We start from the raw sequence: 26,633 nt of genomic DNA, 5'->3' as shown, positions 1-26,633 counted from the left end.
GCGCTTGGCGACGCCCCACCACCCACCAGGAGGTTTCGGGATCGAGGTCTGGGGATTTGGCCGAGGTCAGCGCGGCCGGTCAGATGGGATTGTCATTGGCATTCTCATTGAGGCTACATTTCAGCCTTAAAGCCCGAATGTTTAAGAGTTATCTAGCACCTAAACCCCAATGAGTGGTTGGATAAGAGTTATCCAACCACTCATTGGGGTTTGACGAATGGATAGCCTCTACATGCCCCACTACGTTACCGAGAGCTGGATCCCCGAATCAGGCTCCGGCATTCCCCGGCGTGATAAGGCTGAAGGTCCTTTTCAGGCCTATGTCCCTGACCATCTTGTAAGTACGGCATGGACTTTCCCCAAAGCGCACCAGCCGGGCAGCGCGTATCAAGCGAGATATTTTGGGGCTCAACCGCCATGCGGCTTCAGGCCAGTTGGAGTCTGTGGCCCGCCTGCTCATGCGTTCTGAAGCTATTTCTTCCTCACGCATTGAAGGTATTGCACCCAACGTCGATAAGGTTGTCCTCGCGGAACTCGCCCAAGTAGAAGAAGTCCGCGGCTTTAAGGAAAAGCGCGGAAGAGGTTACCCGTAACCTTACCGTTCTGCGTTCCATCGAGCAGAGCTTTGCCACCGAACCGACAATCTCCATCGAGCTTCTTGAAAAGCTTCAAAGAGAGTTGATGGGGGAGAAGGGCTCCATTCCCACTGGACTTCGCACTATTCAAAACTGGATCGGAGGAAGTAACCACACACCTATTGGTGCCGAGTTCATCCCAGCACCCCCACGCCTAGTCCGTGACCTCGTTGAAGACCTGTGCCTTTACCTAGATGGCGCTTAGCACGGTGCTCTCATCCAAGCCGCGATTGCTCACGCTCAATTCGAAACGATTCACCCATTTTCAGATGGCAACGGCCGTGTGGGCCGTGCTCTCATTCATGGGATTCTTCTGCGTCGCGGACTTACTGAATACACCATTCTGCCGGTAAGCCTCGTCCTCGGTACGCGGTCCAAATCGAAAACTACCTGCCTTTTCGCACCATCGAGCGTTGTAAAATCCTCACCATGAAGCGCACGTATAAGTGGGAGCATGTCGAGACTCCCCTCATCCGGAACGAGGCCGCAGGTCATTTTTTAGGAGCCGGTTTGACCGCTTCCGGAGTGCAATACGGCGATGGATACGAGGCCACGTGGGAGCTGCACGCCGCGGAGAACTGGGTGACCGAACGTGTGTCGGTGAACGTTGAAGGCGACGGATGGGGGCGAAGCCTCGAGCTGTTTAGGTCCGAACAAGGCGTGTGGTCGGCGGAAACCAATGAAGAGGGCGCCCAGCCTGAAGATCTGCCCTCCCCCGGTATCGTCCAGTCAGCCGACCTGAAAGCCGCACTCGATTGCGATCTCGGTCTGTGCCCTCTCACCAACACAATGCCTATTCGTCGCTTGACGCTGCTTGAGACTCAGGTCCCGAAAACGCAGCTGATCATGGCTTGGATTGATATACCGTCCCTCCAGGTGATCGCATCAGACCAGTACTACAGCTCCGTCGATGCTGAAACTGTCCGATACAAAAGCGGAACACGGGGAGTCGACGTCGAGTTGGAGGTCGACGGTGACGGAGTGGTCGTACACTACCCTGATCTCGCACGGCGGGTCTGATCCGGAAACAACTCTAACTAAGCTGGGCGGTATGAACGACCTGACCATCGCGCCTGGCCCAGGGATCCCCGGGGGTCTGGTCATCGTCGCCGCCGACCTGACGGAGCGGTTCGCGAAGTCGTCGGGACCAGGCGGCCAAGGCGTCAATACTACGGACAGCAAAGTGCAGCTTTCCGTCGATATCGCTACGTGCTCATCGCTTTCCGACGCCCAGCGTCGCCGCGTCCTTCACAACCTCGAGCACCGCCTAGACGGCACCGTCCTTACCGTTACCGCATCGACCCAGCGATTGCAGGTACGCAACCGCGCCGAGGCACGCGAACGCATGGCCGCCCTCTTGCGCGAGGCGCTCGCTCCGCCTCCTCCCCCGCGGCGCAGGACCAAGCCGACGCAGAGCTCGGTGCGACGCCGTCTCGAAGCGAAAAAGCGGCGCTCGGAACTCAAGTCCACGCGACGGCGGCCCCAAATTCCCTAGTTCGAACCATCCGCGTGCATATCCTCACGCAGACGGACCTGGTTCGGGTAACCGCTACGCGGAGACAGCTTGGACCGGTTGAATCCGCTCGATTCCCGAGAGGATCTTGTCTTCCGCCACGTCCAAGTCATATTGAGCCTGTAACCCGAGCCAGAACTGGGGGCTCATCTCGAAAAACTTCGCTGGACGAAGGGCCGTGTCAGCGGTTACAGCGCGCTTACCGTGAACAATTTCGTTGATCCGGCGGGGCGGAACGCCAATGGAGACGGCGAGCTTGCGCTGGGTGATCCCCATTTCCTTGAGAAAGTCCTCCATGAGGATCTCACCGGGGTGAACCGGAGGGAGCTTGTCAGTGGTAGTCAACGATTTCAACCTCCTCTGGCCCCGCGGCGGACCACCGAAAACAGATCCGCCACTGGTCGTTGATTCAAATGCTGAACTGACCCCGCTGATCACCTTTCAACGCCTCGAGCCGGTTTCCCCGGGGGAATCCGCTCTCGATTCCACAGACGCTCAGTGTCCTTGTCAGCGAACGACTGGATCATGCTTCACCCTATCCCCCATAACGCGAAGATTCTGGAGAACCTCGCCGCCCACGTCGCTCCCGCGTTGGGTGGCAGCCGAACCACAAAGGATCAGTCATCTGCTATCCCATCCACTAATTCCTGCAGGTCGCAGGACCTTCGCGTAACCGTCAGTTCAGTGCATTTTGAATAGTTCAGCACACGTTGTATTGTTCAGCACATGCTGACTATTGCTTCACGCCTCGACGTCATGAACCGGCTCGGCCGGGCCATGGCTGATCCGACGCGTTCCCGAATCCTGATGACCCTACTCGACGGTCCGGGCTACCCGGCCGAGATTTCGCAAAGCTTGGATCTGACCCGCTCGAACGTCTCGAACCACCTGTCCTGCCTACGCGATTGCGGCATCGTCGTCGCTGAGCCGGAGGGCCGTAAGACCCGCTACGAAATTGCCGATCCGCACCTCGCGGCGGCGCTCAACGCGCTGGTCAACGCGACGCTGGCCGTCGACGAGAATGCCCCCTGCATCGACACTGAGTGCTCGGTGCCCGGCTGCGGCGAGAAAGGAACGGACGCATGAGTTCAGCATGTGGATGCGAACACGAACCCACCACAGAGATCGAAGAGCTCGATCGGCCATGGTGGAAGGACCCCGAGCTACTGCTACCGATCTTCTCCGGCGTAGCCCTCATTACAGGACTGGCGCTGGACTGGTCCGACTTGGAGACGCCCGCAACGGTACTGTATTGGCTTGGCCTGCTGTTGGGCGCTTATACGTTCGCACCTGGAGCGATCCGGAACCTTGTCACAAAGCGCAAGCTCGGCATTGGCTTGCTTATGACGATCAGCGCGGTCGGCGCGGTGATCCTTGGTTTCGTCGGAGAGGCCGCGGCGCTAGCGTTCCTGTACTCGATCGCCGAGGCGCTTGAAGACAAGGCGATGGACCGGGCCCAAGGCGGACTGCGGGCACTGTTGAAGTTGGTACCGCAGACCGCGACGGTGCTGCGCGACGGTACGACGGCCGAGGTCGCTGCGAAGGACCTTGAGGTTGGCGAGCTAATGGTCGTACGCCCCGGGGAGCGGATCGCCACGGACGGCATCATTCGGTCCGGACGATCCAGCCTTGACACCTCAGCGATCACCGGAGAATCCATTCCGGAGGAGGTTGCGCCCGGCGACGAGGTACCCGCGGGAGCGATCAACTCCGCCGGTGTGCTGGAGGTCGAGACGACCGCAGCTGGAACGGACAACTCGCTGACCACCCTCGTCGACCTGGTCGAGCAGGCGCAGGCGGAAAAGGGCGACCGCGCCCGGATCGCCGACCGGATTGCCCGACCCCTAGTGCCCGGGGTGATGATCCTTGCGGTGCTGGTCGGTGTGATTGGCTCGCTGCTGGGCGACCCCGAGACGTGGATCACCCGTGCCCTGGTGGTTCTGGTCGCAGCGTCGCCGTGCGCGTTGGCAATCTCCGTGCCGCTGACGGTCGTGGCCGCGATCGGCGCGGCCAGCCAGTTCGGCGTGGTCATCAAGTCCGGCGCGGCGTTCGAGCGGCTCGGCGGCATCCGTCACCTGGCGGTGGACAAGACCGGAACCCTTACCCGCAACCAGCCCGAGGTTACCGGAGTGGTCCCGGCAGACGGATTCGATCGGGCGCAGGTGCTTTCCTTCGCGGCGGCGGTTGAGCAGCAATCGACGCACCCCCTCGCCGCGGCGATCGTGGCAGCGGAGCCCGAAGCGCCCACCGCCTTGGGTATCAGCGAGGAAGCCGGTCATGGCATCGGCGGCACCGTCGAAGGCCGACGGGTGCTGGTCGGCAGCCCCCGATGGATCGACGCCGGGCCACTGAAATCGGACGTTGAGCGCATGGAGTCCGAAGGCCAGACCTGCGTCCTAGTCACCGTCGATGACGCTCTCGCCGGGGCGATCGGGGTGCGCGACGAGTTGCGGCCCGAGGTGCCCGATGCCGTGCAGTCCCTGCACGACAACGACGTGGAAGTGAGCATGCTCACCGGCGATAACACTCGCACCGCCCGGGCGCTGGCTGAAATCGCCGGAATCGACGACGTGCGCGCCGAGCTGCGACCGGAGGACAAGGCAAGCATCGTCGCCGAACTCTCCTCCAAGACGCCGACGGCGATGATCGGCGACGGCATCAACGACGCGCCGGCACTGGCGGGCGCAACGGTGGGCATTGCGATGGGAGCAACCGGCTCTGACGCCGCGATCGAGTCCGCTGACGTCGCCTTCACTGGCCACGACCTCCGGCTGATCCCGCAGGCGCTGCAGCACGCCCGCCGAGGCAGCAGGATCATCAACCAAAACATCGTGCTGTCTCTGGCCATCATCATCGTGTTGATGCCACTGGCGATCAGCGGTGTACTGGGCCTGGCCGCCGTCGTGTTGGTACACGAAGTCGCCGAAGTCATCGTGATCTTGAACGGCCTGCGGGCTGCACGAGCGAAACGCTGAGGTTGTGACCGGAAAGTCTTATAAGGGTTAAACCACGCGCCGAGCGCACACACGTTGGACCAGGCGAGTCATTCGAGTTCACCACCTGGTCCTTCTCGATGCGTGCAGGCACGGGAACTGTGGGTGAACCTAATAGTTCCACGGGCACAGCCTTAAAGCTTGCGGATAAGCTCTGCATCAGCCACGAGGTTTTGCGTGAGCTTCTCAGCTTCAAGCCCACTCAAGTCACAGCTGTCGAAACGGGCCAGCCAGTCGGCCCGAACAGCGGGGGAGTCGAACCAGGTTGCGCGCTCAGCCTCAATATCCTCGATGCCGCTCAAAGTGCGGCCGTCGCGGGTGCGGATCTCGAGGTCGTCGACAAGCGGCGCAATAGCCTGAAGCCCTGGGACGATGGCTTTAAAACCCGACGTGTGGGAAACCTCATTGGTCCAACGCGGGTAGCGGCTCACGCGCTGCGCCTCCAGGCAGCGCTGGACGACACCGAGCCTGGAGACCTCCTGCGCCACCGCCAAGCCCACGACCCTCACGCGGAAACCCGCGGAGCGAAACTTGGCTATCTCTCCTGCGATGAATTCCGGGTTGGACAGCGTGTTCTCAATGATGAGGGAGTGCCCGTGCTGCCGACCATATTCAATCAGCGAGGACATCCAATAGGGCACCGGTCCATTGGTGAGCACGTCCATGCGCAGGGGGTCGCGCTCCATGATCTCGTCGAGGGCGGGATGCAGCTTCCGAACCTCATCGGAATCAAGGACCGCGTGACCATTCTTTACAGATTCAATAGCCGTTGATTTGCCTGACGCTGGCTGCCCCGCCACATAAATGACCTCTGGAACAGCCGGACCATGAGCATTCGACCGACCAAAATAGCTAGTTTGCAGAGTCTTTAGCCGTTGCTCCATGACCTGCGGATCAACGGGGAAGTCAGCGGCGGAAAGCATAGGCTATGCCGCTTTGTGCTCGGAGGAGAGGGCTTCAAGCCGCTGCGCAAAGAGAGCCGCAGCGGCGCGGATGGCTTCAATGTCGGTTGAATCAACACCACTGACTATGTCCTCTACCAGCCAATTCTGACGAATCCACCATTGTGATTCAACATCGTTGCCTGCTTCAGCGGCCCGAGTGAGGTAGGCAGCTTTCAGCGAGGACGCAACCTCCTTCATGGCGTCGAAGGCTGCGTACTCGATCTCCGGGACTTTGGCGGTGCTCATGGCGCTAAGAATAGCAGCGCCATGGCGGTTTTAGCCGTTGATGATCTGCGGGTACGCCAGGCCCTTGAGGCCCTCGGTACCGAACTCCACACCGTAGCCGGAGGACTTGATGCCACCGAAAGGCACGCGCGGATCCACAGCACCGTGGGCATTGATCCAGGTAGTGCCTGCCTCCAGCTGCGCAGCGACGTCCAGAGCGCGCTCACGGTTGGAGGACCACACGGAGGAGCCCAAGCCCACGTCAAGCTTGTTGGCCTGCTCGATGGCCCATTCCAGGTCTGTGTACTTCACGATCGGCAGCGCAGGACCGAACTGCTCCTCGACGACCAGCGCGTTATCCGGGTCGATATCCGCCACCAGGGTGGTGGGGTAGAAGTAGCCCGGCGCGTCGTAGTCCGGGTCACCACCCAGCAGCACGCGGGCGCCGGAATCCTTGGCGGCGCTGACAAGCTTGTCCACGATGTCGAACTGCTGCTTGTTCTGCAGCGGGCCGAGCACGTTCTCTTCCTCGAGGCCCACGCCCATCGGGGAGGCCTTGGCTACCTCGACGAGGGCTTCGCAGACGGCGTCGTACAGCGACTCCGGCACATACACGCGCTTCATCGCCGCACAGGTCTGGCCGGTGTTGATGAACGCGCCCCAGAAGAGGTCGCCGGCGATCTCCTTCGGGTCAGCGTCATCCAGCACGATACCGGCGTCATTGCCGCCGAGCTCCAGCGTGAGGCGGGTGAGGTTGTCCGCGCTGGCCTCCACGATCTTCTTGCCGGTGGCGGTAGAACCGGTGAACATGATCTTGTCGACGCCCTCGTGGGTAGTCAGCGCCGCGCCAACCTCACCGGCACCGCTGACGACTTGGAGCACACCCTCCGGCAGCACGGAGTTGACCACCTTGAGCAGGCCCAATACGGAGAGCGGGGTGTACTCGGAGGGCTTGACGACGACCGCGTTGCCCATACGCAGCGCTGGCGCAATCTGCCAGATGGTGATCATCATCGGCCAGTTCCACGGGCCGATAGCACCGACGACGCCGAGCGGGCGGTAGTTAACGGTGGCGGTGATGTCATCATCGACGGCGGTGTAGTTGGGGTGCTCGAAGGAGGCGGTGGCATTCAGCCAGCCGGAGCAGGCACCGACCTCGAAGCGGGCGTTCGGGCCGTTGAGCGGCTTGCCCTGCTCACGGGAGAGCAGCTCCACGAGTGCCTCTGCGTTAGCGTCGATGGCGGCGGCTGCCTTGGTGAGCAGCTCGCAACGCTCAGCGTCGCTAAGCTTGGCAAAGTCCTTCTGCGCTGCGCGTGCGGTCTCAACTGCAGCGTTGAGGTCCTCAACGGTGTTCTCTGGGGCGCGACCAACAACCTCACCGGTGGCAGGGTTGAAGATGTCGCGTCCGTTCTCATCCGTGATGGCGTTGAGCAGATCAGCGTAGGTGGCGAACTGAGTCATGAGATCTCCTTGTAAAGAAGTCGAGGGCCCCGCGAACAAAGCCCAAAGAAACTTTTACCTAGGATGTTACCTGCACCACACCGACTCTATTGACTCTGAGTGCACACAATTTGTCCAAAAATGTGCCAGTTCTCACGATATGATGCCACTTATGTCTACTTCCGCCGTTGAGTACTTCGATATCGCGTCATGGCGCACCGCGTCATCCGAGTCTTTTGGACAACTCGACGTGGACACTGAGGACCCCTCTTCCTTTCACGCCACGCTGCGGTCAACGAAAGTGGGGGACATATCCCTCTTCGATATGTGCACCTCCCCGCACACCGTGAATCGCTTCAAGATAGCCGCCAACGAGGCCCCCTTTTGCAAGCTCAGCCTGCAAATCACCGGATCCTCAACCATGAGCCAGGACGGGCGAACCTGTGAGCTACACCCTGGCGACCTAGCGCTGTATGTCACCCAACGGCCTTACACTCTGCGCTATCCGGAGGAGCAAAACACACTCATTGTGCATTTCCCGCAGAGCTTCCTCGATATTTCACCCGCGCAGATCCAACGCCTCACCGCGAACCCCATCTCACGCTCACACGGCTTGGGCGCGGTGGCGGTTCCCCTCTTTGAGCAGCTCGCGAAGAACCTCGATCTGCTCAAGGGCCCGCACGCCACGGCCTTGGTCCGCTCCGCGCTCACTATGTTGGTGTCGGTCCTCTCCTCCGACGTGGCCGAGGAACCTTCCGCGGGCACGCTCCTGTTCAACCAGGCCACCGCCTACATCGAGAAGAACTTGGGCGACCCCGACTTAGGCCCCAGCACCATCGCCCAAGCACTCTTTGTGTCCGTGCGCCACCTCCACGCCAAGTTCTCCGAACAGGGACTCTCCGTGAGTCACTACATCAGAACCCGACGTCTAGAACATATCCGCAGAGACCTCGTGGACCCGCGGTACTCCGAGGAATCAATCAGCCACATCAGCGCCCGCTATGGCCTGCACGATCCCTCGCACCTCTCGCGCATCTTTAAAGCGGAGTACCACAAGTCACCGAGTGCGTACCGCGCGGCGGCTAGCGGTTAACCACGCAGCTTGTTGATAACCTCGCGAGCGGTAGAGATTCCGGTTTCGATGGCTCCATCGACAACCACTCCACGCCAACCGGAAGCCCAATCTGCTCCAGCGAAGTGCAACGAGGAAGTCGAGCTGCGGAAGTGGTGCCAGCCCTCGGTGAACTGACCTCGACGCAACGTAGCCCAGGCCTGGCCTGAGTACTCATCTGCTACCCAGTCATGACCGGTGACACCAACAACCTCGAGATCTGGGCGCCACTGGTCGACAACCTTTTGAGCATCCTCAATGCTCTCCAAATCGATCTTCTCGTGATCGGAGCCAAAGGCAACACAGATAGTCGTGTCATCGTCTTCGAAGTATTCAGAACGAAGCACGGATACGACTGCAGGCTGGGGCGCGTAACCGAAGATGTTGTGGTGGCCCTTGATCTTGATCCAAGCCTTGAAACCAGTCGAATTCCACTTCTGCTCGATAGTCTTCTGCGAGCCTTCAGGCAGACCCGGGGTGAATTTAATGTTCCCCAAAGCACCAACCGGAACCGTAACAATCACAGCATCCGCCGTCTCGGAGGTACCGTCCGCATACGTAACGGTGGCCGAATCTTCTCCGTGCTCAATCGCAGTCACCGCAGTATTCAAACGGATTTCTCCGGTTAGATCCTTTGCGATGTTGCCGTAGATACCCCGCATGCCATTGACAAGTTTAAATCGCAGCGTTTGCTCATCCACCAATGAAAGACGGTGATCACACAAGGCTGCCCACTGCTTGGCCATCAAAGAGGACCCCTGCTCTGGGTACCCGATGTATCCAGCCGACCAATACGCATTGCACAGATCCTTTTCTTCCTGGGTAAAGTCACCGTCCTCCAACGCATCGAGAACTCCAGCCTGATCTGCAGCCAGGAAAGCATCCTTCAATTCTTGAGATGCACCGAATTTCTCATCCAGCACAAGCAGCGGCTTGTGCGGTTCTGGGAAGAATTCGCGAGATTTCTCGAAGATCTTCTCCATCGGCCGCGCCAGTTTGGCATCCATTTCTGCTTCCGTTCCGGACTTCAGCTCACCACCGGCATACCAATATGCGGTATCTACAACGGGCGAAGCGATAATATCCTGACCATAACGAGTGATTTCGGACCAGACATGCGGCTGATGCCAGTGCACCCAGGTTGCGCCAATCTCCAGCGGGCGTCCGAGCCTATCGTCAGTCCAAGCACGGCCACCAATGCGGTCACGAGCCTCTACGATGTGATACTCAATTCCCGCGGTTTGCAATTCGCGCGCTGCCGTTAGACCTGCGAATCCCGCACCAACGACGATTACATGTTTCTTTTCCATGATTACCTTTCTGAAGATTTAGATTCGATCAAGATTGTCTTGGAGACTTGCGTAGATATTCGGCTTCCTGCGTTTGAGACATTCGCCCCAAATCAGGCCCAGAATTCCGGAGGCGATAATGATTCCGGGCATCACCCACACGAGGGCATCCGAACCGGTGTCGCCAATCATGAGCGGGAAATTCATCAGCACCAATGCGAAGACAGCCACGAGTCCACAAGCTGATACAAGCGGTGCAATGATCCGCGTGAAGAGGTTGTAGCCTTTTTCCTGCTTGTTGAGCCATACCATGATGGACACACTCACCACTGCGAGCAGGAAGACCAGGCCGAACGCCGCGGCGTTGGTCAGCCACGTAAAAAGCGTGAGGACTGGGAATAGTTCGCCCATGTCGCTGCCATTTCCGGCAATTGCAAAGCCGCCTACAACTAGGAAAGCAATGGAAGTCTGAGTGAGCGACCCAGCTATAGGTGCTCCTTTGGACGATGACACCGCGAACTTCTCGGGAAGGACGCGTGAGCGCCCAAGGGAGAAGAAGTACCGCGCTGCGGCATTATGGAATGCGACGAGGGCAGCAATAAGCGAAGTTACAAACAAGCAGTTCGCTATGTTGGCAGCAAGCGCTGAATAGTCGCCCAACCACACGAAGACCAGATCGGGACCAAGCTCAGTTGCCTTATCGATGACGACGGACGGCCCCACTCCTTGAGCAAATGCCCACGCCGAAAAGGCGTAAAAAAGGGCAATCGTTCCCACGGCGATATAGGTAGCTTTCGGGACAGTCCGCTCTGGATCACGCGCTTCTTCCGAGTAAATTGCACCCGACTCAAACCCCATAAAGGCTGCAATTCCAAAGGCAAGGAGAACGCCTATACCATCGGTAAAGAATTGGCTCGGGCGTACCGTCTCCGCAGTAATACCCTCTGGGGCAACGCCAAGAGAAAGAACTGAGACTGCAGCAACAACAACGAACTCGAGGGCTACCAATATACCTAGGACTTTGGCAGAAAAATCAACATTGCTGACACCCATGACGGCCACCAAGAGCCAACCAGCCAAGGCGGCAACCCACCACGAGATACTTGTTCCAAACCACCCGTTGATCAGATTGGCCAGAGAGAACCCGAAAATGCCATACAGCCCAACCTGCATCATATTGTAAGAAACCAAAGCCAGAATCGCGGCCGCGATTCCTTGGCGGTTTCCTAGTCCTTCTGACACGTAGGCATAGAACGCTCCAGAGTTCTGAATCTTTGAACTCATAATCCCGTAACCAACGGCGAAAAAGACAAGAATAATTCCAAGGACGAGGTATCCCCAGGGAACACCCAACAATCCAGATACTGCGAAGTTGGTCGGCACTCCTCCCGCAAGCACAGTAAGAGGTGCCGACGCCGCGATAATCATAAAGACTAGCGACGTTGTCCCTAGGCGCCCGGCGCCCAGGCCGCCCTTAAGTTCGGTGGGAGCCCGGTGCCCGGGCTGTACATTTCGAGCGGGTAGCACTGGTGCCTGTGTCGATGTGTCCACGCCAACTCCTCCTTACTAGCTATGTCGGCCCGAGAATCCACCGGACGAACCCGGTGTCTTTCGGTGTATAGCCAGTAATTGTGTCCCAGTACACACTGAAAAAGTTGTTTGTGCGTGATCACGATTTGACTATGAGTGCTGTCACACAACATGGTTACGAATATTATGCAGAAAACAATAATGCTGACACCTCCCACCTAGGAGATGCCAGCATTGTCAGCGGCGAAACTAATGCACTAGTTATGCATTCGCGTACGGGTCGCGCATAGCGATGTACTGCAGCGAGGTGTACTCGTCCAGGCCCTCAGCGCCGCCCTCGCGGCCCATGCCGGACTGCTTCACGCCACCGAATGGGGCAGCGGCGTTGGAGATGACACCAGCGTTGAAGCCCATGAGGCCGAACTCGAGGCCGTCACCGATGCGCCACATACGGTCGGAGTCCTCGGTGAACACATAGGAGGCCAGGCCGTACTCTGTGTCATTAGCAATCTCAATCGCTTCCTTCTCATCGGAGAAGGTCAGGATCGGAGCAATCGGGCCGAAGATCTCTTCCTGTGCCACGCGGGCATCACGAGGAACGTTGGTCAGAACGGTCGGGGCGTAGAAGTAGCCCTTGCCCTCACCCGGCTTGCCGCCGACGATTGCCTTGGCACCCTTCTCCACGGCGTCGTCGACAAGCGCGGTGATGTTATCCAGTGCCTTCTGCTCCACGAGCGGACCACAAGTGACACCCTCATCGAGGCCGTTGCCCACCTTGAGCTCACCGATGCGCTTAGCGAACTTCTCCGCGAACTCATCGGCGACGGACTCGTGGACGATGAAGCGGTTAGCCGCGGTGCAGGCCTCACCGATGTTGCGCATCTTGGCGCCCATTGCGCCCTCGACGGCCTGGTCGATGTCAGCGTCCTCAAAGACGATGAACGGAGCGTTGCCGCCCAGCTCCATCGAGGTGCGCAGGACGTTGTCGGCAGCGGCCTTGAGCAGGGTCTTGCCCACCGGGGTAGAGCCGGTGAAGGAAACCTTGCGCAGGCGGGAATCCGCCATGATCGGCTCGGAGATGGCCGAAGCAGACTTACCGGAGACCACGTTGACCACACCGGCAGGAACGCCGGCATCAATCATGGTCTGTGCGAAGTACTGAGTAGTCAGCGGCGTGAGCTTGGCGGGCTTGACCACCATGGTGCAACCAGCGGCAATGGCCGGGGCAATCTTGCGGGTAGCCATAGCCAGCGGGAAGTTCCACGGGGTGATGAGCAAGCACGGGCCCACCGGCTTGCGACGGGTCACCATGCGCAGGGTGCCCTCCGGCGCCGGCAGGGTACGGCCGTAGTCACGAACGGCCTCCTCGCTGAACCAGCGTAGGTACTCAGCGCCGTAAGTAACCTCACCATAGGACTCTGCCAGCGGCTTGCCCATCTCCAGGGTCATCAGCGCAGCGAACTCGTCCTTGCGCTCCTGCACCAGGTCAAAAGCACGGCGCAGCAGGTTGGAGCGCTCGCGGGTGGACGTGCGTGCCCACTCATCCTGCACGGCGCAGGCTGCATCCAAAGCCTTCTTCGCATCCTCAGAAGTAGCGGAAGCAAGGGTAGCGATAACCTCACCGGTTGCCGGGTTGTCCACGTCGAAAGTGGAGCCATCGGAGGCGTCTACCCACTCACCATTAATCAGCAAGCCAGTTGGAACCTTGGCCAGCAGCTCGTCAATATTGACCTTGTTGTTTTCACTCATGGTTCTTTTTTACCCTCCCAAATGGAATTTGTCTGCCAGTTGGCGTGCCGCACCCGAAAGAAGTTGAACATCCGCCCCAACCAGGGCAAATGATGCGCCAGAAGCCATGTATTTCTGGGCCTGTTCGAGGTTGAAGGCGTTGACGCCTACCTTCTTTCCGGAAGCACGAACTGCTTCAAATGTGTGATTGACCGCCTCGAGCACGTCCGGATGGGTCTGCTGACCCAACAGCCCCATCGAGGCCGCCAGGTCCGAGGGGCCGACGAAGATGTTGTCCACGCCTTCAACAGCCACGATCTCTTCCACGTTCTCCACCGCGGTCGCAGACTCAATCTGCACCGTGAGGCTCACCGTGTCCGACGCGTTGGCGAGGTAGTTCTCCACGCCATTCCAGCGCGAAGAGCGGGCCAGTGCCGAGCCGACGCCGCGCACACCGCGGGGCGGGTAGTGCATGGCTGCAACGGCCGCTTCCGCTTCCTCGGCGTTATCAATCATGGGCACCATCAGATTCTGTACACCCAGGTCAAGGTACTGTTTGATCAGCGCCGTGTTATTCACAGGCACGCGAACCACACGCGTAAGACCATAGGCATCTGTGGCGCGGAGCAAGGAAAGAATGGTCTCCAGGCCATAAGGCGAATGCTCGCCGTCGATAAGCGTCCAGCTAAAACCAGCCGAGGCGATGATCTCCGCCGCGGCCTCCGAGCCGGAACAGATCCAGGCACCAACGAGCGGTTGCTCGGCCTTTTCTAGGACGTCTGCAAAGGTAGGTGGCAACTTTACTGGAATCGGCATGTGATGGACCCCAACTTTCCATAGTCTGCATGGACGGTATCGCCCGGTTCAACCCACATGGGCTTGGTGAAGGAACCGGCCAGAATAATGTCGCCGGCGGCAAGGTTATCGCCGTGCGCGTGAAGCTTGTTGGCAAGCCAAGCCACGCCCATTGCCGGGTGGTTCAGCACAGCCGCCGCCACACCCGTATCTTCGATGGACTCGTTGCGGTAGAGCAGTGCGGACACCCAGCGCAGATCGACGTCCGCGGGATCCACCGGGTTGCCGCCGTAGATCATGGCGCCGAGGGCTGCGTTATCCGAGATGGTGTCGACGATAGTGCGGCCTTCCATCTCGATGCGGGAGGAGAGGATCTCCAGAGCAGGGACGACGTACTCTGTTGCACGCAGCACGTCGAAGATGCTGCAATTCGGGCCCTTCAGCTCTTCCTTGAGCACGAAGGCCAGCTCGACCTCAATGCGAACATTGGAGAACTGCGCGTGCTCGATGGTGGAGCCGTTCTCATAGACCTGGTCTTCAAAGATGGCGCCGTAATCTGGCTCGGTGATTCCCGTGGCTTCCTGCATAACCTTGGAGGTCAGACCAATCTTACGGCCGACGAGACGACGCCCGTCTTCAATGCCGCGGCGCACCCACTCGCGCTGCACTGCGTAGGAATCCTCGATGCTCATCTCCGGGAAACGGGCGGTCAGCAGCGGGACCATGGTGCGATCCTTTTCGGCTTGCGCCAGTTCATCTGCAATAGCGATGTGCTGTTTCTCATCCAGCATGTACTTCGCTCCTTAAGGTGTTGTAGAACGTATCTGTTCTGTTTAACAGGTTCGTTAAACCTGATGGTTTCACGTGAAACGACAACGCGGTCCCGCGATATGTGCGCTTTCTTATCGACGCCGCGGGACCACGTTCATAAACCTGAGTGCTGAGGCCTGTTTAGAGCTGGTGTCCCAGCTTGTACTCGCCCTGCTTCCACTCCGGCATTTCTTCTGCATCTTCCTTACGGGTGTAGGAGAAGCCGTCTGCGCCAATGGTTGCCTCCAGCTCGGACTCGTCCTCGCGAGCCACCAGCGGCACTGGGTTGCCATCGAGGTCGAGGACGGTGGAGCCATCGCGGTACCAGGAAGGGACAACCGGGGTTCCCCACCAGTCACGGCGCTGGTTATCGTGGACATCCCAGGTCACGACCGGGTTATCCGGGTCGCCGGTGTAGTAATCCTGGGTGTAGATCTCCACGCGGTGGCCATCCGGATCACGCAGGTAGAGGTAGTAAGCGTTGGAGACACCGTGGCGGCCAGGGCCGCGCTCAATGCGGTCGGATTCGCGCAGTGCACCCAACTTGTCACAAATCGCGATGATGTTGTGCTTTTCATGGGTAGCAAAAGCGATGTGGTGCATGCGCGGACCATCGCCACCGGTCATGGCGGTGTCGTGCACCGTCGGCTTGCGGCGCATCCATGCAGCGTAGACAGTTCCCTCCTCATCGCGAATGTCCTCGGTGGTACGGAAGCCGAGCTCCTCCATGTACTTCACGGCGGCAGGAACGTCCGGGGTGATCTGGTTGAAGTGGTCGAGGCGAACAAGCGCGCCAGGGATGTGGGCATCGTATGCCCAAGCCAGACGCTCGACGTGTTCAACCTCGTAGAAGAACTCGTACGGGAATCCCAGCGGATCCTGCACACGCACGGAGTCACCGATGCCCTTAACGAAGCCATCCTTGTTACGGCGAACCTCGCAGCCACGTGCCTTGTAGAACTCCTCGGCGAGGTCCAGATCCTCCGGCGAACGAACACGGAAGGAGAATGCAGCAACAGCAGCGACGGGGCCCTGGCGTAGCACGAGGTTGTGGTGGATGAACTCCTCGTAGGTGCGCAGGTAGATTTCGTTCTCGTTTTCCTCGGTCACGACGAGGCCGAGGGTGTCAACGTAGAACTTTCGAGATGCAGCGAGATCGGTAACGACGATCTCCATGTAGGCACAACGCAGAATATCGGGGGCCTGAATGTCAGCCATGATGGCTCCTTAGATAGAAGTAGTGGTGGGGGAGAAGAGAGTGGACGTCTTAGTCCTGCTTGCCAAAGACCGGGTTGTGTACCTTGTCCAGGTTGATGTGGACGGCCTGCTGATCGGTGTAGAAGTCGATCGAACGGTAGCCGCCCTCGTGGCCCAGGCCGGAGGCCTTGACACCACCGAACGGGGTGCGCAGGTCACGGACGTTGTTCGAGTTGAGCCACACCATGCCGGCCTCAACGTTCTGGGCAAAGTTGTGGGCGCGCTTCAGATCCGAGGTCCAGACATAGGCGGCAAGGCCGTACTTCGTGTTGTTGGCCAGCTCGAGTGCTTCTTCGTCGGTATCGAACGGGGTGATAGCAACGACGGGGCCGAAAATCTCTTCCTGGAAGATTCGTGCATCCGGCTTGACGTCAACGAAGACGGTCGGCTGGACAAAGTTGCCTTCCTCGAAGCCTTCCGGGCGCTCACCGCCGGCGGCCAGGGTGGCCTCCTGCTTGCCGATCTCGATGTAGGAGGTGACCTTCTCGTAGTGCTCCGGGTGTACCAGGGCACCGACCTCGGTGGTCGGATCGGAGGGCAGGCCCACCTTCACGCGCTTAGCCTGGGCGGCGTAGCGCTCCACGAACTCATCGTAGATATCGCGCTGAACCAGGATGCGGGAGCCAGCGGTGCAACGCTCACCGTTGAGGGAAAAGACGCCGAAGATGCAAGCATCGATCGCGGTCTCCAGGTCAGCATCACTGAAGACGATGGCGGGGGACTTGCCGCCCAGCTCCATCGACAGGCCCTTGAGGTGAGGAGCTGCGTTGCCGAAAATGATCTGGCCGGTGCGAGACTCGCCGGTGAAGGAAATCAGAGGAACATCCGGGTGCTTAACCAGCGGGTCGCCTGCATAGCCTTCCTCACCGAAGCCGTTGACCAGGTTGAAGACACCCTTCGGCAGGCCGGCCTCCTCGAAGATGCCCGCCCACAGCTGTGCAGAGAGGGGAGTGAACTCAGCAGGCTTCAGGACGACGGAGTTACCGGTGGCGATGGCCGGGGCGAGCTTCCAGGACTCCAGCATGAACGGAGTGTTCCACGGGGTAATCAGGCCCGCCACGCCAATCGGCTTGCGGTTGACGTAGTTGATCTGGCGGCCCGGTACCTTGTAGGCGTCGTCAGCCTGGGCGACGATTAGGTCAGCAAAGAAGCGGAAGTTCTCCGCTGCACGCTTAGCCTGACCGTTGGCCTGAGTGATGGGTAGGCCGGAGTCGAAGGATTCCCACGCGGCAAGCTTGTCCGCGCGGCTCTCGACGATATCCGCAATCTTGTTGAGCACACGGGCGCGCTCACGCGGCAGTGCCTTGGACCACGGGCCGTTCTCGAAGGCCTCCTTCGCAGCAGCGACAGCCTTGTCAATGTCTTCCGGCTTGCCGGAGGCGGCCTTGATGTAGGTTTTATTGGTTACCGGATCCAAGACCTCGAATTCATCACCGTCGATCGACGGGACGAACTCGCCGTTGATGTAGTGAAGGATCTTCTCGGGGAGATCGGTGGGCTTAGCAGCATCGTTGTTGATAGCCATGGGTGATTTCGACTCCTTAGTCGTTTTTCTTGCGATAGGTTCTGAGAGTGGTCAGTCGGTGTTGCCTGGCCACTTTTTCTATGTAGGCGGGTTCCGCGCCAGCCTCGATGAGACTGAGCAATTGCTCGTGCTCGCGCGTTGACTCTTGAGCTCTTTCGGGCACATACCGAAAGGTAGAGACGCGGTGGTATTCCAATTGCTTCCACTGGTCCACCACCAAGTTCTTTAGCCTCTCGTTCGGGCACTTGGAGAAGAGAACGCTATGAAATTCTTTGTTGAGCTGGGTAAATTCTTCTGGATCGTGGTGGATATCGAGCTCCTGCATGCGCTGGTTGATCTCCTGCGCCCGGGCAATATCCTCCGCATCGAGATACGGTGCGGATTGGGCCGTGGCATTTGCTTCTAGCGTGGCCACGATGTCCATGGATTCGTAATAGGCCTCGCGATTGTAGGTGGTCACGCTGGCACCGACGTTGCGTTCGTAGGTGACCATCCCTTCTGCTTCAAGTTGCCGAATGGCCTCGCGGACGGGAACCACACTGACGCCCAGTTCCTCCGCGATTGTTGCTAACACGAGGCGATACCCGGGCTCATAATCTCGAGTACGAATCTTGTGACTTATCCAGTTATAGGCCTGTTGGGACTTGCTTTCCCCAGCTGATAGGGCAGGTTCCGTCATTGACCACCCGCCTTTCCATCACGGAACGCGATATAGGCTTCCTTATTCGCTCCGGTCGGCGGGAAGAGCCCATCCAGGCTGGCGCCCGTCTCCACCTGGGTGGCGACCCATTCGTCTTCGTGCTCCTTGGCCAACGCAGCTTCGGCGACTTCCGCGGCGATATCTAGGGGGATGACCACGACGCCATCGTCGTCACCAACGATGATGTCACCCGGAAGAACGGTGGCGTTGCCACAAGAAACAGCGATATCGCTGTCCCACGGGACATGCTTGCGGCCGAGCACGCAGGGGTGCGCGCCCTGGGTGAAGACGGGCAGGCCAATCTCCTTGACGGCCTCGTAGTCACGCACGCCGCCATCGGTGACAACGCCGGCAGCACCGCGGACTTTCGCGCGCAGCGCCAAAATGTCACCGAGTGTTCCGGAACCGGATTCCTGGCGGGCCTCGATGACGATGACCTCACCCTCCTTGACGGTGTCGAAGACCTTCTTCTGCTCATTGAGACCACCACCGTGGGACTTGAACAGGTCCTCGCGGCCGGCCACGAAGCGCAGGGTGCGGGCAACGCCCACCATCTTGGTTCCCTTCGCCTGCGGGTACACGCCTTCGATCACGGACTGGTTGATGCCGCGCTTGCGCAGCTGAGCGGACAAGCCGGCGGTCGGGGCCTTCTCCAGGGCCGCCTTGAGCTCTGGATCGAGGCCGACCTCACCCTTAGGAGGAAGGCCGGCGGATTCGCGGTCACCGTAGGCATCTTCGCGCTGCTTATCGTCCACGTAGGGCAGGTTGCCCAGCTGCGGATCGAAAGAGGCGGGGACCTCCTTCACGGTGGTCTTCAGCTTGCCGGAGCTCACGCCTCCTGGCACATCAACTTCGACCTCAACGACGTCACCAGGCTCGATGACGGAAGAGCCAGCAGGAGTGCCAGTGAGAATGATGTCACCGGTCTCCAGTGTCATGTGCTGGGAAAGGTCGGCCACAAACTGGGCGAGGGGGAAGATGAGGTCTTCGTCGGAGGACGTACCCTCTTGGACAACTTCTCCGTTGACCCACGTACGCAGGCGTAGGCCCTTGGGGTCGATCCCCTGGGCGTCGATAAGCTCCGGTCCAATGGGGGTGTATCCATCGCGGGACTTGGAACGGGTGTTGGAACCTTTGTCCTGCACCTTGTAGTCATACAGCCCAATGTCGTTCGACGCGGTCACGTAGGCAACGTGCTTCCACGCATCCTCAAGGGAGACATTGCGGGCCGGAGTGCCGATGATGAGTGCGATTTCGCCTTCGAAGGCCAGCAGTTCAGTTCCTTCGGGACGCTCGACAATCCCGTCCGACTCAGCCAGCGTGCTTGTCGCCTTGAGGAAGTAACTCGGGGTTTTGGGCCAGCGGCCGCGCTGTGCCGCGCGGGACTCAAAAGCCACATGGACGGCGATCATTTTGCCCGGTTTTACCGGCAAGAACTCAGGTACAGCCATGAAGAATCCTTAATTGTGAACAAATCCTTGCCCAGATCGTATATTATCCCTAGCACCACCGCAAGTGGTTCAACTCACACGCTTTTCCGTATATGGCACACCCCATGCCGAAAGGAATCACATCATGTCGCACACAGCTGTCACGCCGACAATTTCGACGGCCGAACGCCGCTGTGTCGTCGCCGCGACGACCATCGGTACCGCTATCGAGTGGTACGACTACTTCCTCTATGCAGCGGTGGCCGGACTCGTGTTCAACCACCTCATGTTCGGCCCGCTCGAAGGTGGCCTGGCCACCATCATCTCCTTCCTGACCGTTGGCTTGTCCTTCCTATTCCGCCCAGTTGGCGCGTTCCTAGCAGGGCACTTCGCCGACCGCTTCGGACGCCGCGTGGTCCTCATGGTCACGCTCATCGCCATGGGCGGTGCGACCACCCTGATTGGTGTTCTGCCAACCTATGAAACCGCCGGCATCTGGGCGCCGATTCTCCTCATCACCTTGCGCATCATCCAAGGCATCTCTGCTGGTGGCGAATGGGGTTCCGCGGTGCTCATGGCGGTGGAACACGCCCCGACTGACAAGCGCGGCCTTTACGGCGCAGGCCCCCAGATCGGCGTGCCCGCCGGCCTGCTGCTCTCCTCCGGCGTGCTGTCCATCATGAACACCATCGCGCCTGGCGACGCCTTCATGGACTGGGGCTGGCGCGTTCCCTTCCTCCTCTCCTTTGCCCTCGTCTTGGTGGGCTACCTCATCCGCATGGGCGTCGACGAGTCCCCAGTATTCGCGGAGATTGCGGAACGCGAAGAGGAAGAAGCCACCAACCCCATTGGCACGCTGTTTAAGAAGTTCACCCCGCTCGTCCTCGTCGCCGCCCTCGTCTTCGCGGGTAACGGCACCGTCGGATACATGACTACGGGCGGCTACATCCAGCGCTACGCCACCGACCCGGAGGGCCCCGTCGCACTCGACCGCGGTGATGTCCTCAACGCCGTGACCGTGTCTGCCTTCTCGTGGGCCTTGACCACCTTGTTCGCCGGCTTCATCTCGGACTACATCGGCCGCCGAAATACCTACCTCCTGGGATTCATCTTGCAGGGCATCGGCGCTGCCGCCCTCTTCCCGCTGGTCAATACCGGAAGCCTCGGTCTCCTCTACGGCGCACTCCTCTTCCTCACCGTGGGCCTGGGCCTGACCTACGGTGCGCAGTCCGCGATGTACGCCGAGCTTTTCCCCGCCTCTATTCGCGCCACCGGCGTCTCCATTACCTATGCCCTCGGCTCGGTCCTGGGCGGCGCCTTCGCCCCCATGATCGCCGCCGCGCTCGTCGAGGCAACTGGTACCACTTTTGCGGTGTCAGGCTACCTCGTATCCGCTTCGATCGTCGGCTTCATCTGCACCTTCATCCTGCGCGAACGCAAGGGGATAGCCCTCGGAGCAGAGCACGAGGCCGAGCAATCCCAGGGTCACTTCATCTTCAGCCCGCGCTAGACGACGCCCCTCCACCCATGCGCTCCCCTTTCTGCACAAGCCATTGTGCGCGGGGAACGCATCATATATGATTCTCATATACGACCCAGCTCACATCCTCTTGACGCCTTGAACTGAGTCACCAACTCAACGAGCGAAGCTCACATAGAAGTGGGGGAGCAGCCGCTACCCCCATCACTCTCTTTGTTCTCGTCAACTACAACCGCTAACTAAGGAGTCCACAGTGCAGTTCCACCACAACGGCTACGTTTCGGAAGATCCCCGCGTGCACGAGCCTGCCGGATACGGCATCGATCGCGTCGCTGAACTTCCGGATGAAATGGACGTTCTCATTGTGGGCTCCGGGCCAGCCGGCATGATCGCCGCAGCGCAGCTGGCCATGTTCCCGGACGTCAATACGCGGATCATCGAGCGCCGCCCACACCGCCTCGAGCTAGGCCAAGCCGATGGAATCCAGTCCCGTTCCGTGGAGACCTTCCAGGCCTTCGGCTTTGCCAAGGAAATTACAGAAGAGGCCTACGAGATCACGGAGATGTCTTTCTGGAACCCGGATCCGCAGGATCGGTCCAAGATCATCCGCGGCGCTCGCCCCATCGACGACGAGCAGGGCATCTCTGAATTCCCCCACCTCATTGTCAACCAGGCCCGCGTGCTGGACTACTTCGCTCGCTATGCGCACCGCGCCCCGGGCCGCATCACTCCGGACTACGGCTGGAACTTCGTCTCCCTTGAGGTAGGGGAGGGCGAATACCCGGTAACGGTCCACCTCGAGGATGTCGACGGCAACCCGCGCGACGTACGCGCCAAGTACGTCGTCGGCTGTGATGGTGCTAAGTCCCGCGTTCGCAAGTCCATCGGCCGCTCGCTCAAGGGCGACCAGGCCAATCACGCATGGGGTGTCATGGATGTCGTGGTTGACACCGACTTCCCGGATTGGCGCACCAAGTGTGCCATTCACTCCCAGGCCGGCTCAATCCTGCACATCCCGCGTGAGGGCGGCTACCTCTGCCGCATCTACGTCGACCTCGGCGTCGTGCCCGAGGATGACAATCACAAGGTCCGCTCCACCCCGATTGAGAAGATCATCGAGAAGGCCAACGAGATCTACTCGCCCTACTTCATCGACGTCAAGATGGTTGCTTGGCACTCCGTCTACGAGGTAGGCCACCGACTCGTCGATGCCTTCGACGATAACGACGAGGACCCGCGCGTCTTCCTTACCGGCGACGCCTGCCACACCCACTCAGCAAAGGCCGGTCAGGGAATGAACGTTTCCATGCAGGATGGCTTCAATATCGGGTGGAAGCTCGGCCACGTCCTCGACGGCCGCGCCCCGAAGGAACTCTTGACCACCTACCACGGCGAGCGTCAGCCAGCTGCTCAGAACCTCATCAACTTCGACCGCGAGTGGTCCACCCTCATGGCCACACCTACCGAAGAGCTCGATGATCCGGAGGCAGTGGAGAAGTACTACGTCGCCGCGGAGGAGTTCGCCGCTGGCATGATGACGCAGTACGAAGACAACCTGATTGTCGGTACAACACAGCACCAGGACCTTGCTACCGGCTTCCCGGTAGGCAAGCGCTTCAAGTCCTTTGAGGTCCTCCGCCGCTGCGATGCTTACCCTCAGCACCTGGGCCACCAGCACACCGCCGATGGCCGCTACCGCATCTACGCCTTTGCCGATGCCCCCAAGGCCGGCGAGAGCTCCACTCTGAGCGAGTGGGCCGAGAAGCTCGGTCCCATCCTGACCGCGTTCACCCCGGAGGGAGCTGATGAAAATACCTACTTCGACGTGAAGGCTATCTACCAGCAGACCAACCATCACGACTATGAGATTCTTGACGCCCCACTGTTGTTCCGCCCGCGCAACGGCAAGTTCAACATTCCGAATTGGGAGAATGTCTTCAACGCTCTCCCTGGCGACAAGGACATCTTCGATGCCCGCGGAATTTCCCGCGACGGAGCGGTGGTCATCGTTCGCCCGGACCAGTACGTAGGCGCTGTTCTCCCTCTCGATGACCCATCAGCAGTCGAGGACTACTTCTCTTCCGCGCTCATCAAGCTCAAGTAAGCTCCACTCAAGTTCAACTAGCTTTACGCTTAGAGGGCCCAGCGTTGTGCTGGGCCCTCTTTTTATGTCACCCTCAAACCTTCACAAAGGTGCTAGACCCACGAACAGAAAGAAACCTAGGTGCTGCCAAACACGACACCTAGGTTTCACGTGAAACAACCACGGAGGAACGCTACTGCAAAAGGGTCCTATCGGACGTAGCGCCCTTAATCTTCGCAAACTCCGCCATGAGATCCTCCACCGTGAGCTTCGCCTTCTGCTCAGCGTCGGCGGAGTAAATGATCTCTCCCTCATGCATCATGATGAGGCGGTTTCCCACCTGCAGCGCCTGTGCCATATTGTGCGTCACCATCAGCGTGGTGAGCTGACCTTGTTCCACGATGCGCTTCGTCAAAGTGGTCACCAGCTCCGCGCGTTGCGGGTCGAGAGCAGCCGTGTGCTCATCAAGAAGCATCACCTTCGGGTTGGTAAAGCCGGCCATGAGCAACGACAGCGCCTGGCGTTGACCACCGGAGAGCAAGCCCACCTTCGTCCCAAGGCGCTCCTCCAAGCCCAGCTCGAGCGACTCTAGCTGATCCACAAAGACAGCCCGGCGCGCGGAATTGAGCCCCAGACCGAGTCCGCGCTTCTTGCCGCGCAGATAAGCGAGCGAGAGATTCTCCTCAATCGTCAGGTTCGGCGCTGTACCTGCCATAGGATCCTGAAAGACGCGCCCGACCTTCCTCGCACGCTTGTGCTCCGGCTGGCTGGTCACATCCTTGTTGTCGATCGAGATTTTCCCAGAATCCGGGGTGAGCCGGCCCGCAATCGAGTTCAGAAGAGTTGACTTTCCCGCACCGTTTGAACCGATAACCGTGACGAAGTCACCGGAGGCAAGCTCCAGGGAGACGTCGCGAAGCGCACGGCGTTCGTTGACTGTCCCCGGAAAGAAGGTCTTTGAGATCTTGTCTATGTTGAGCATGATTTAGGCCTTCCTTTTGCCGCGTACCCGCGTCATGCGAGGCACCAGGAGAGCAACAATAACCAGCAGCGCCGTGATGAGCTTCATGTCATTCGGGTTGAGGCCCACCTGGAGGGCGGCGAAAATAATGAGCCGGTAAATTACGGAGCCCAAGGCCACGGCCACCACGGCCAGCCACAGGCGCGACTGGGGGAGTACCGCCTGGCCCAGGATGACGGAAGCCAGACCAACCAGAATGAGTCCGATGCCCATCGAAATATCGGCGAAACCCTGGTACTGCGCGATGAGCGCACCGCACAGACCCACCAGGCCGTTGGACAGGGCCAAGGTCAGGATTTTGGTGAAATCGGTGGACACGCCAAAGGACGTGATCATCTGCTGATTGTCACCCGTCGCGCGCAACGAGAGTCCCAAGTCCGTGGACAGGAACCACACAATGAGCAAGCAGAGCAGCACCGAACCCACCGCAAGCAGACCCACTCCTGCCCAGGTTCCCATTACCGCGTCCAGAGGAGTAAATACCGAATCTTGCGAGAGCAACGGCACATTGGCGCTTCCCATGATGCGAAGGTTGATGGACCACAGGCCGATCATCGTGAGGATGCCAGCGAGCAGCCCGTCAATGCGGCCCTTCGTATGTAGAAGTCCTGTGATGCAACCCGCCACAAATCCCGTGGCGAAGCCAGCCAACGAGGCCACAAAGGGGTTGACCCCATTCGTAATGAGTACGCCTGCGGTGGCAGCGCCGGTAGTGAAGGAGCCGTCAACTGTCAGATCCGGGAAATCAAGCACACGGAACGTCAGGTAGACGCCCACGGCCATCACCGCATAAATGAGGCCTAGCTCGAGTGCACCAATCACAGCGTCTCAGCCTTATCGAGAATCTCCTTCGGCACCTCGACGCCCTGTGCCTTCACGGCATCCTCGTTAATGACGTAGGTGTACTCAGAGGCAGTTTCTACCGGGGTCTCGGCTGGGTCCTCGCCGTCCTGGAGGATGCGCAGCGCCATTTCACCGGTCTGGCGGCCCAGCTCCTTGTAGTCGATACCAATGGTGGCTGCAGCACCACCTTCGACGGCACCGGAGTCCGCAGCAATGACCGGGATGGTCTTGTCATTCGCCACCTTAATGAGCGAAGAGATACCAGAGACGACCATGTTGTCGGTCGGAATGTAGATGGCATCGACATCACCCAGTGCCTCCACGGCCTGGGGGATTTCCGTCACGGAGGTCACCGTCTGCGACTTCACTTCAATACCCTTCGGCTTGGCTGCTTCCGTCAGCTGCTCTACCTGCACCTTGGAATTCACCTCAGCGGAAGAGTAGACGACGCCCACAGATGTGGCGTCCGGCACCAGCTGGCTAATGAGCTCTACCTGCTCCTCGATGGGGGCGGCATCAGAAGTACCCGTGACGTTCTTGCCCGGCTTATCCAGCGCCTCCACGAGCTCCGCCTCGACGGGGTCCGTCACCGCGGTGAACAGAAGCGGCTTGTCCTTGATGGACTTGCTCATTGCCTGACCGGCTGGGGTAGCGATGGCCAGGTAGAGATCGTGGTTAGCGTTCGCCATCTGCTGAGAGATGGACACCGCGGTGCCTTGCTCGCCATTGGCGTTCTGAACATCCCAATCCACGTCCACGCCCGCCTCCTCGAAGGCTTCTTGGAAGCCTTCTGCGGCGGCGTCGAGGGAGGGGTGCTGAACCAGCTGATTAATTCCGATGGAGAAGGAGTCCCCACCTCCGGAGTCCCCGCTGGCGCTTTCCGACGACGAGGAGCAGCCCACGAGGGCTGCTGCGCTCAACGCGATAACTGAGAGAGCGGCGGAAGTTTTAGAGAACATTTCGGTCCCTTTCTACTCAAGAATGACAGTAGTGACCGTTATTTAATCCTCTTTTCACCCTCCTAAGCAGCAGTTTTATGAATATTTTTCCTAGTCGGGGGTACTCTTAGCTCTCCAAAAGCTATAGCTTTATAGTTTTAGAGTTCTACATCACACGTGCTAGCTGCATGTTTGCTACATCACTTCCATAGCCCCCGGTGTCTGCCGCCCTCAGGCCGCGGGGGTACCCGTACGTTCTTTATCTGTACGGCGGAAGGTATCGGTGTTAGAGTCAGTGATGTGAAGAACACATCTAACCTTTGGTGGTGGCGCGCGTAACCCG

General features: G+C 59.5%; 25 protein-coding genes and 1 pseudogene. 9 read left to right on the top strand and 17 right to left on the bottom strand.

Features of this window, described 5'->3' with window-relative positions; all coding sequences use genetic code 11:
- The first annotated feature begins 401 nt into the window (after positions 1-401).
- The 4 genes from QP363_RS06950 to arfB all read left to right on the top strand — a co-directional run bounded on the left by QP363_RS06950 (position 402) and on the right by arfB (position 2,130).
- Positions 402-593 (top strand): hypothetical protein, encoded by a 192-nt coding sequence (locus QP363_RS06950; protein WP_246821810.1) that lies wholly within the window; start codon positions 402-404, stop codon positions 591-593.
- Positions 594-852: 259 nt separating this feature from the next.
- Positions 853-1,068: a Fic family protein gene (locus QP363_RS13705; RefSeq protein ID WP_308937178.1), complete on the top strand. Its 216-nt coding sequence runs from the start codon at positions 853-855 to the stop codon at positions 1,066-1,068.
- Positions 1,065-1,655, top strand: a complete 591-nt coding sequence (locus QP363_RS06945; protein WP_284763636.1) for a putative glycolipid-binding domain-containing protein — start codon at positions 1,065-1,067, stop codon at positions 1,653-1,655. Before QP363_RS13705 ends, QP363_RS06945 begins: the two co-directional genes overlap by 4 nt.
- Positions 1,656-1,686: 31 nt before the next feature.
- A complete protein-coding gene (arfB, locus tag QP363_RS06940) occupies positions 1,687-2,130 on the top strand; it encodes an alternative ribosome rescue aminoacyl-tRNA hydrolase ArfB (protein ID WP_284763635.1) in 444 nt (147 codons plus the stop codon).
- Positions 2,131-2,184: 54 nt separating this feature from the next.
- Here arfB and QP363_RS06935 read toward each other — a convergent pair whose 3' ends face one another.
- Positions 2,185-2,445 carry a HigA family addiction module antitoxin gene (locus QP363_RS06935; RefSeq protein ID WP_070444751.1) on the bottom strand — a complete coding sequence of 87 codons (261 nt, stop codon included), beginning with the start codon at positions 2,443-2,445 and terminating at the stop codon, positions 2,185-2,187.
- A gap of 34 nt (positions 2,446-2,479) precedes the next feature.
- Positions 2,480-2,675 (bottom strand): annotated as a pseudogene (locus QP363_RS06930) (type II toxin-antitoxin system RelE/ParE family toxin).
- 199 nt (positions 2,676-2,874) lie between these two features.
- On the opposite strand from QP363_RS06930, the gene QP363_RS06925 reads away from it, so the two are divergent.
- Both QP363_RS06925 and QP363_RS06920 read left to right on the top strand, forming a co-directional pair.
- Complete coding sequence (locus tag QP363_RS06925; RefSeq protein WP_070716849.1) at positions 2,875-3,234, top strand: helix-turn-helix transcriptional regulator; 360 nt, start codon at positions 2,875-2,877, stop codon at positions 3,232-3,234.
- On the top strand, positions 3,231-5,123 hold the full coding sequence (locus QP363_RS06920; protein ID WP_284763633.1) for a cation-translocating P-type ATPase: 1,893 nt from the start codon (positions 3,231-3,233) through the stop codon (positions 5,121-5,123). The genes QP363_RS06925 and QP363_RS06920 overlap by 4 nt, the downstream gene beginning before the upstream one ends.
- A 152-nt stretch (positions 5,124-5,275) precedes the next feature.
- Here the strand turns inward: QP363_RS06920 and QP363_RS06915 are convergent, their stop codons facing one another.
- The 3 genes from QP363_RS06915 to QP363_RS06905 are packed head-to-tail and all read right to left on the bottom strand — an operon-like array spanning position 5,276 to position 7,771.
- Complete coding sequence (locus QP363_RS06915) at positions 5,276-6,064, bottom strand: zeta toxin family protein (protein WP_284763632.1); 789 nt, start codon at positions 6,062-6,064, stop codon at positions 5,276-5,278.
- Between the two features lie 3 nt (positions 6,065-6,067).
- Entirely contained in the window at positions 6,068-6,331 is a 264-nt protein-coding gene (locus QP363_RS06910) for a hypothetical protein (protein WP_070524133.1), read from the bottom strand.
- A 30-nt stretch (positions 6,332-6,361) separates the two neighbouring features.
- On the bottom strand, positions 6,362-7,771 hold the full coding sequence (locus QP363_RS06905; protein WP_284763624.1) for an aldehyde dehydrogenase family protein: 1,410 nt from the start codon (positions 7,769-7,771) through the stop codon (positions 6,362-6,364).
- 151 nt (positions 7,772-7,922) lie between these two features.
- Here QP363_RS06905 and QP363_RS06900 point away from each other — a divergent pair, with 151 nt between their 5' ends.
- Positions 7,923-8,843: a helix-turn-helix domain-containing protein gene (locus QP363_RS06900; protein WP_284763623.1), complete on the top strand. Its 921-nt coding sequence runs from the start codon at positions 7,923-7,925 to the stop codon at positions 8,841-8,843.
- Here the strand turns inward: QP363_RS06900 and QP363_RS06895 are convergent.
- The 9 genes from QP363_RS06895 to QP363_RS06855 form a co-directional block, all read right to left on the bottom strand.
- Positions 8,840-10,171 (bottom strand): NAD(P)/FAD-dependent oxidoreductase, encoded by a 1,332-nt coding sequence (locus QP363_RS06895; protein WP_070716832.1) that lies wholly within the window; start codon positions 10,169-10,171, stop codon positions 8,840-8,842. The genes QP363_RS06900 and QP363_RS06895 overlap by 4 nt on opposite strands.
- A gap of 18 nt (positions 10,172-10,189) precedes the next feature.
- Complete coding sequence (locus tag QP363_RS06890; RefSeq protein ID WP_256375575.1) at positions 10,190-11,677, bottom strand: APC family permease; 1,488 nt, start codon at positions 11,675-11,677, stop codon at positions 10,190-10,192.
- A 264-nt stretch (positions 11,678-11,941) separates the two neighbouring features.
- The gene (locus QP363_RS06885) at positions 11,942-13,429 is read right to left on the bottom strand and encodes an NAD-dependent succinate-semialdehyde dehydrogenase (RefSeq protein WP_070444607.1); all 1,488 of its coding nucleotides are present in this window, start codon (positions 13,427-13,429) and stop codon (positions 11,942-11,944) included.
- A gap of 9 nt (positions 13,430-13,438) precedes the next feature.
- Positions 13,439-14,224, bottom strand: a complete 786-nt coding sequence (locus tag QP363_RS06880; protein ID WP_070645208.1) for an HpcH/HpaI aldolase/citrate lyase family protein — start codon at positions 14,222-14,224, stop codon at positions 13,439-13,441.
- On the bottom strand, positions 14,209-14,994 hold the full coding sequence (gene hpaH / locus QP363_RS06875) for a 2-oxo-hept-4-ene-1,7-dioate hydratase (protein ID WP_284763622.1): 786 nt from the start codon (positions 14,992-14,994) through the stop codon (positions 14,209-14,211). Before hpaH ends, QP363_RS06880 begins: the two co-directional genes overlap by 16 nt.
- A 160-nt stretch (positions 14,995-15,154) precedes the next feature.
- The gene (gene hpaD / locus QP363_RS06870; protein WP_070444601.1) at positions 15,155-16,231 is read right to left on the bottom strand and encodes a 3,4-dihydroxyphenylacetate 2,3-dioxygenase; all 1,077 of its coding nucleotides are present in this window, start codon (positions 16,229-16,231) and stop codon (positions 15,155-15,157) included.
- Positions 16,232-16,280: 49 nt separating this feature from the next.
- On the bottom strand, positions 16,281-17,795 hold the full coding sequence (hpaE, locus tag QP363_RS06865) for a 5-carboxymethyl-2-hydroxymuconate semialdehyde dehydrogenase (protein ID WP_070444599.1): 1,515 nt from the start codon (positions 17,793-17,795) through the stop codon (positions 16,281-16,283).
- Between the two features lie 16 nt (positions 17,796-17,811).
- Positions 17,812-18,474 carry a GntR family transcriptional regulator gene (locus tag QP363_RS06860; RefSeq protein ID WP_070645205.1) on the bottom strand — a complete coding sequence of 221 codons (663 nt, stop codon included), beginning with the start codon at positions 18,472-18,474 and terminating at the stop codon, positions 17,812-17,814.
- Positions 18,471-19,946, bottom strand: coding sequence for a fumarylacetoacetate hydrolase family protein (locus QP363_RS06855; protein ID WP_070645202.1), 1,476 nt, complete (start codon positions 19,944-19,946; stop codon positions 18,471-18,473). The genes QP363_RS06860 and QP363_RS06855 overlap by 4 nt, the downstream gene beginning before the upstream one ends.
- A 124-nt stretch (positions 19,947-20,070) precedes the next feature.
- Between QP363_RS06855 and QP363_RS06850 the strand changes: the two genes are divergently transcribed.
- Together QP363_RS06850 and QP363_RS06845 are read left to right on the top strand one after the other, a co-directional pair.
- On the top strand, positions 20,071-21,435 hold the full coding sequence (locus QP363_RS06850; RefSeq protein WP_284763616.1) for an MFS transporter: 1,365 nt from the start codon (positions 20,071-20,073) through the stop codon (positions 21,433-21,435).
- Positions 21,436-21,658: 223 nt separating this feature from the next.
- Positions 21,659-23,509 carry an FAD-binding monooxygenase gene (locus QP363_RS06845; protein ID WP_144657669.1) on the top strand — a complete coding sequence of 617 codons (1,851 nt, stop codon included), beginning with the start codon at positions 21,659-21,661 and terminating at the stop codon, positions 23,507-23,509.
- A 172-nt stretch (positions 23,510-23,681) separates the two neighbouring features.
- Here QP363_RS06845 and QP363_RS06840 read toward each other — a convergent pair whose 3' ends face one another.
- From QP363_RS06840 to QP363_RS06830, 3 genes are read right to left on the bottom strand one after another with little or no spacing between them, the layout of a single operon-like run.
- Positions 23,682-24,470 (bottom strand): ABC transporter ATP-binding protein, encoded by a 789-nt coding sequence (locus QP363_RS06840; protein ID WP_070645196.1) that lies wholly within the window; start codon positions 24,468-24,470, stop codon positions 23,682-23,684.
- A gap of 3 nt (positions 24,471-24,473) precedes the next feature.
- Positions 24,474-25,331, bottom strand: coding sequence for an ABC transporter permease (locus QP363_RS06835; RefSeq protein ID WP_070711367.1), 858 nt, complete (start codon positions 25,329-25,331; stop codon positions 24,474-24,476).
- A complete protein-coding gene (locus tag QP363_RS06830) occupies positions 25,328-26,311 on the bottom strand; it encodes an ABC transporter substrate-binding protein (RefSeq protein ID WP_284763612.1) in 984 nt (327 codons plus the stop codon). Before QP363_RS06830 ends, QP363_RS06835 begins: the two co-directional genes overlap by 4 nt.
- Positions 26,312-26,633 lie beyond the last annotated feature (322 nt).

The organism is Corynebacterium sp. UMB6689 (assembly GCF_030215295.1).
Lineage (GTDB): Bacteria > Actinomycetota > Actinomycetes > Mycobacteriales > Mycobacteriaceae > Corynebacterium > Corynebacterium aurimucosum.
This window is presented reverse-complemented; position numbering and strand designations above follow the sequence as displayed.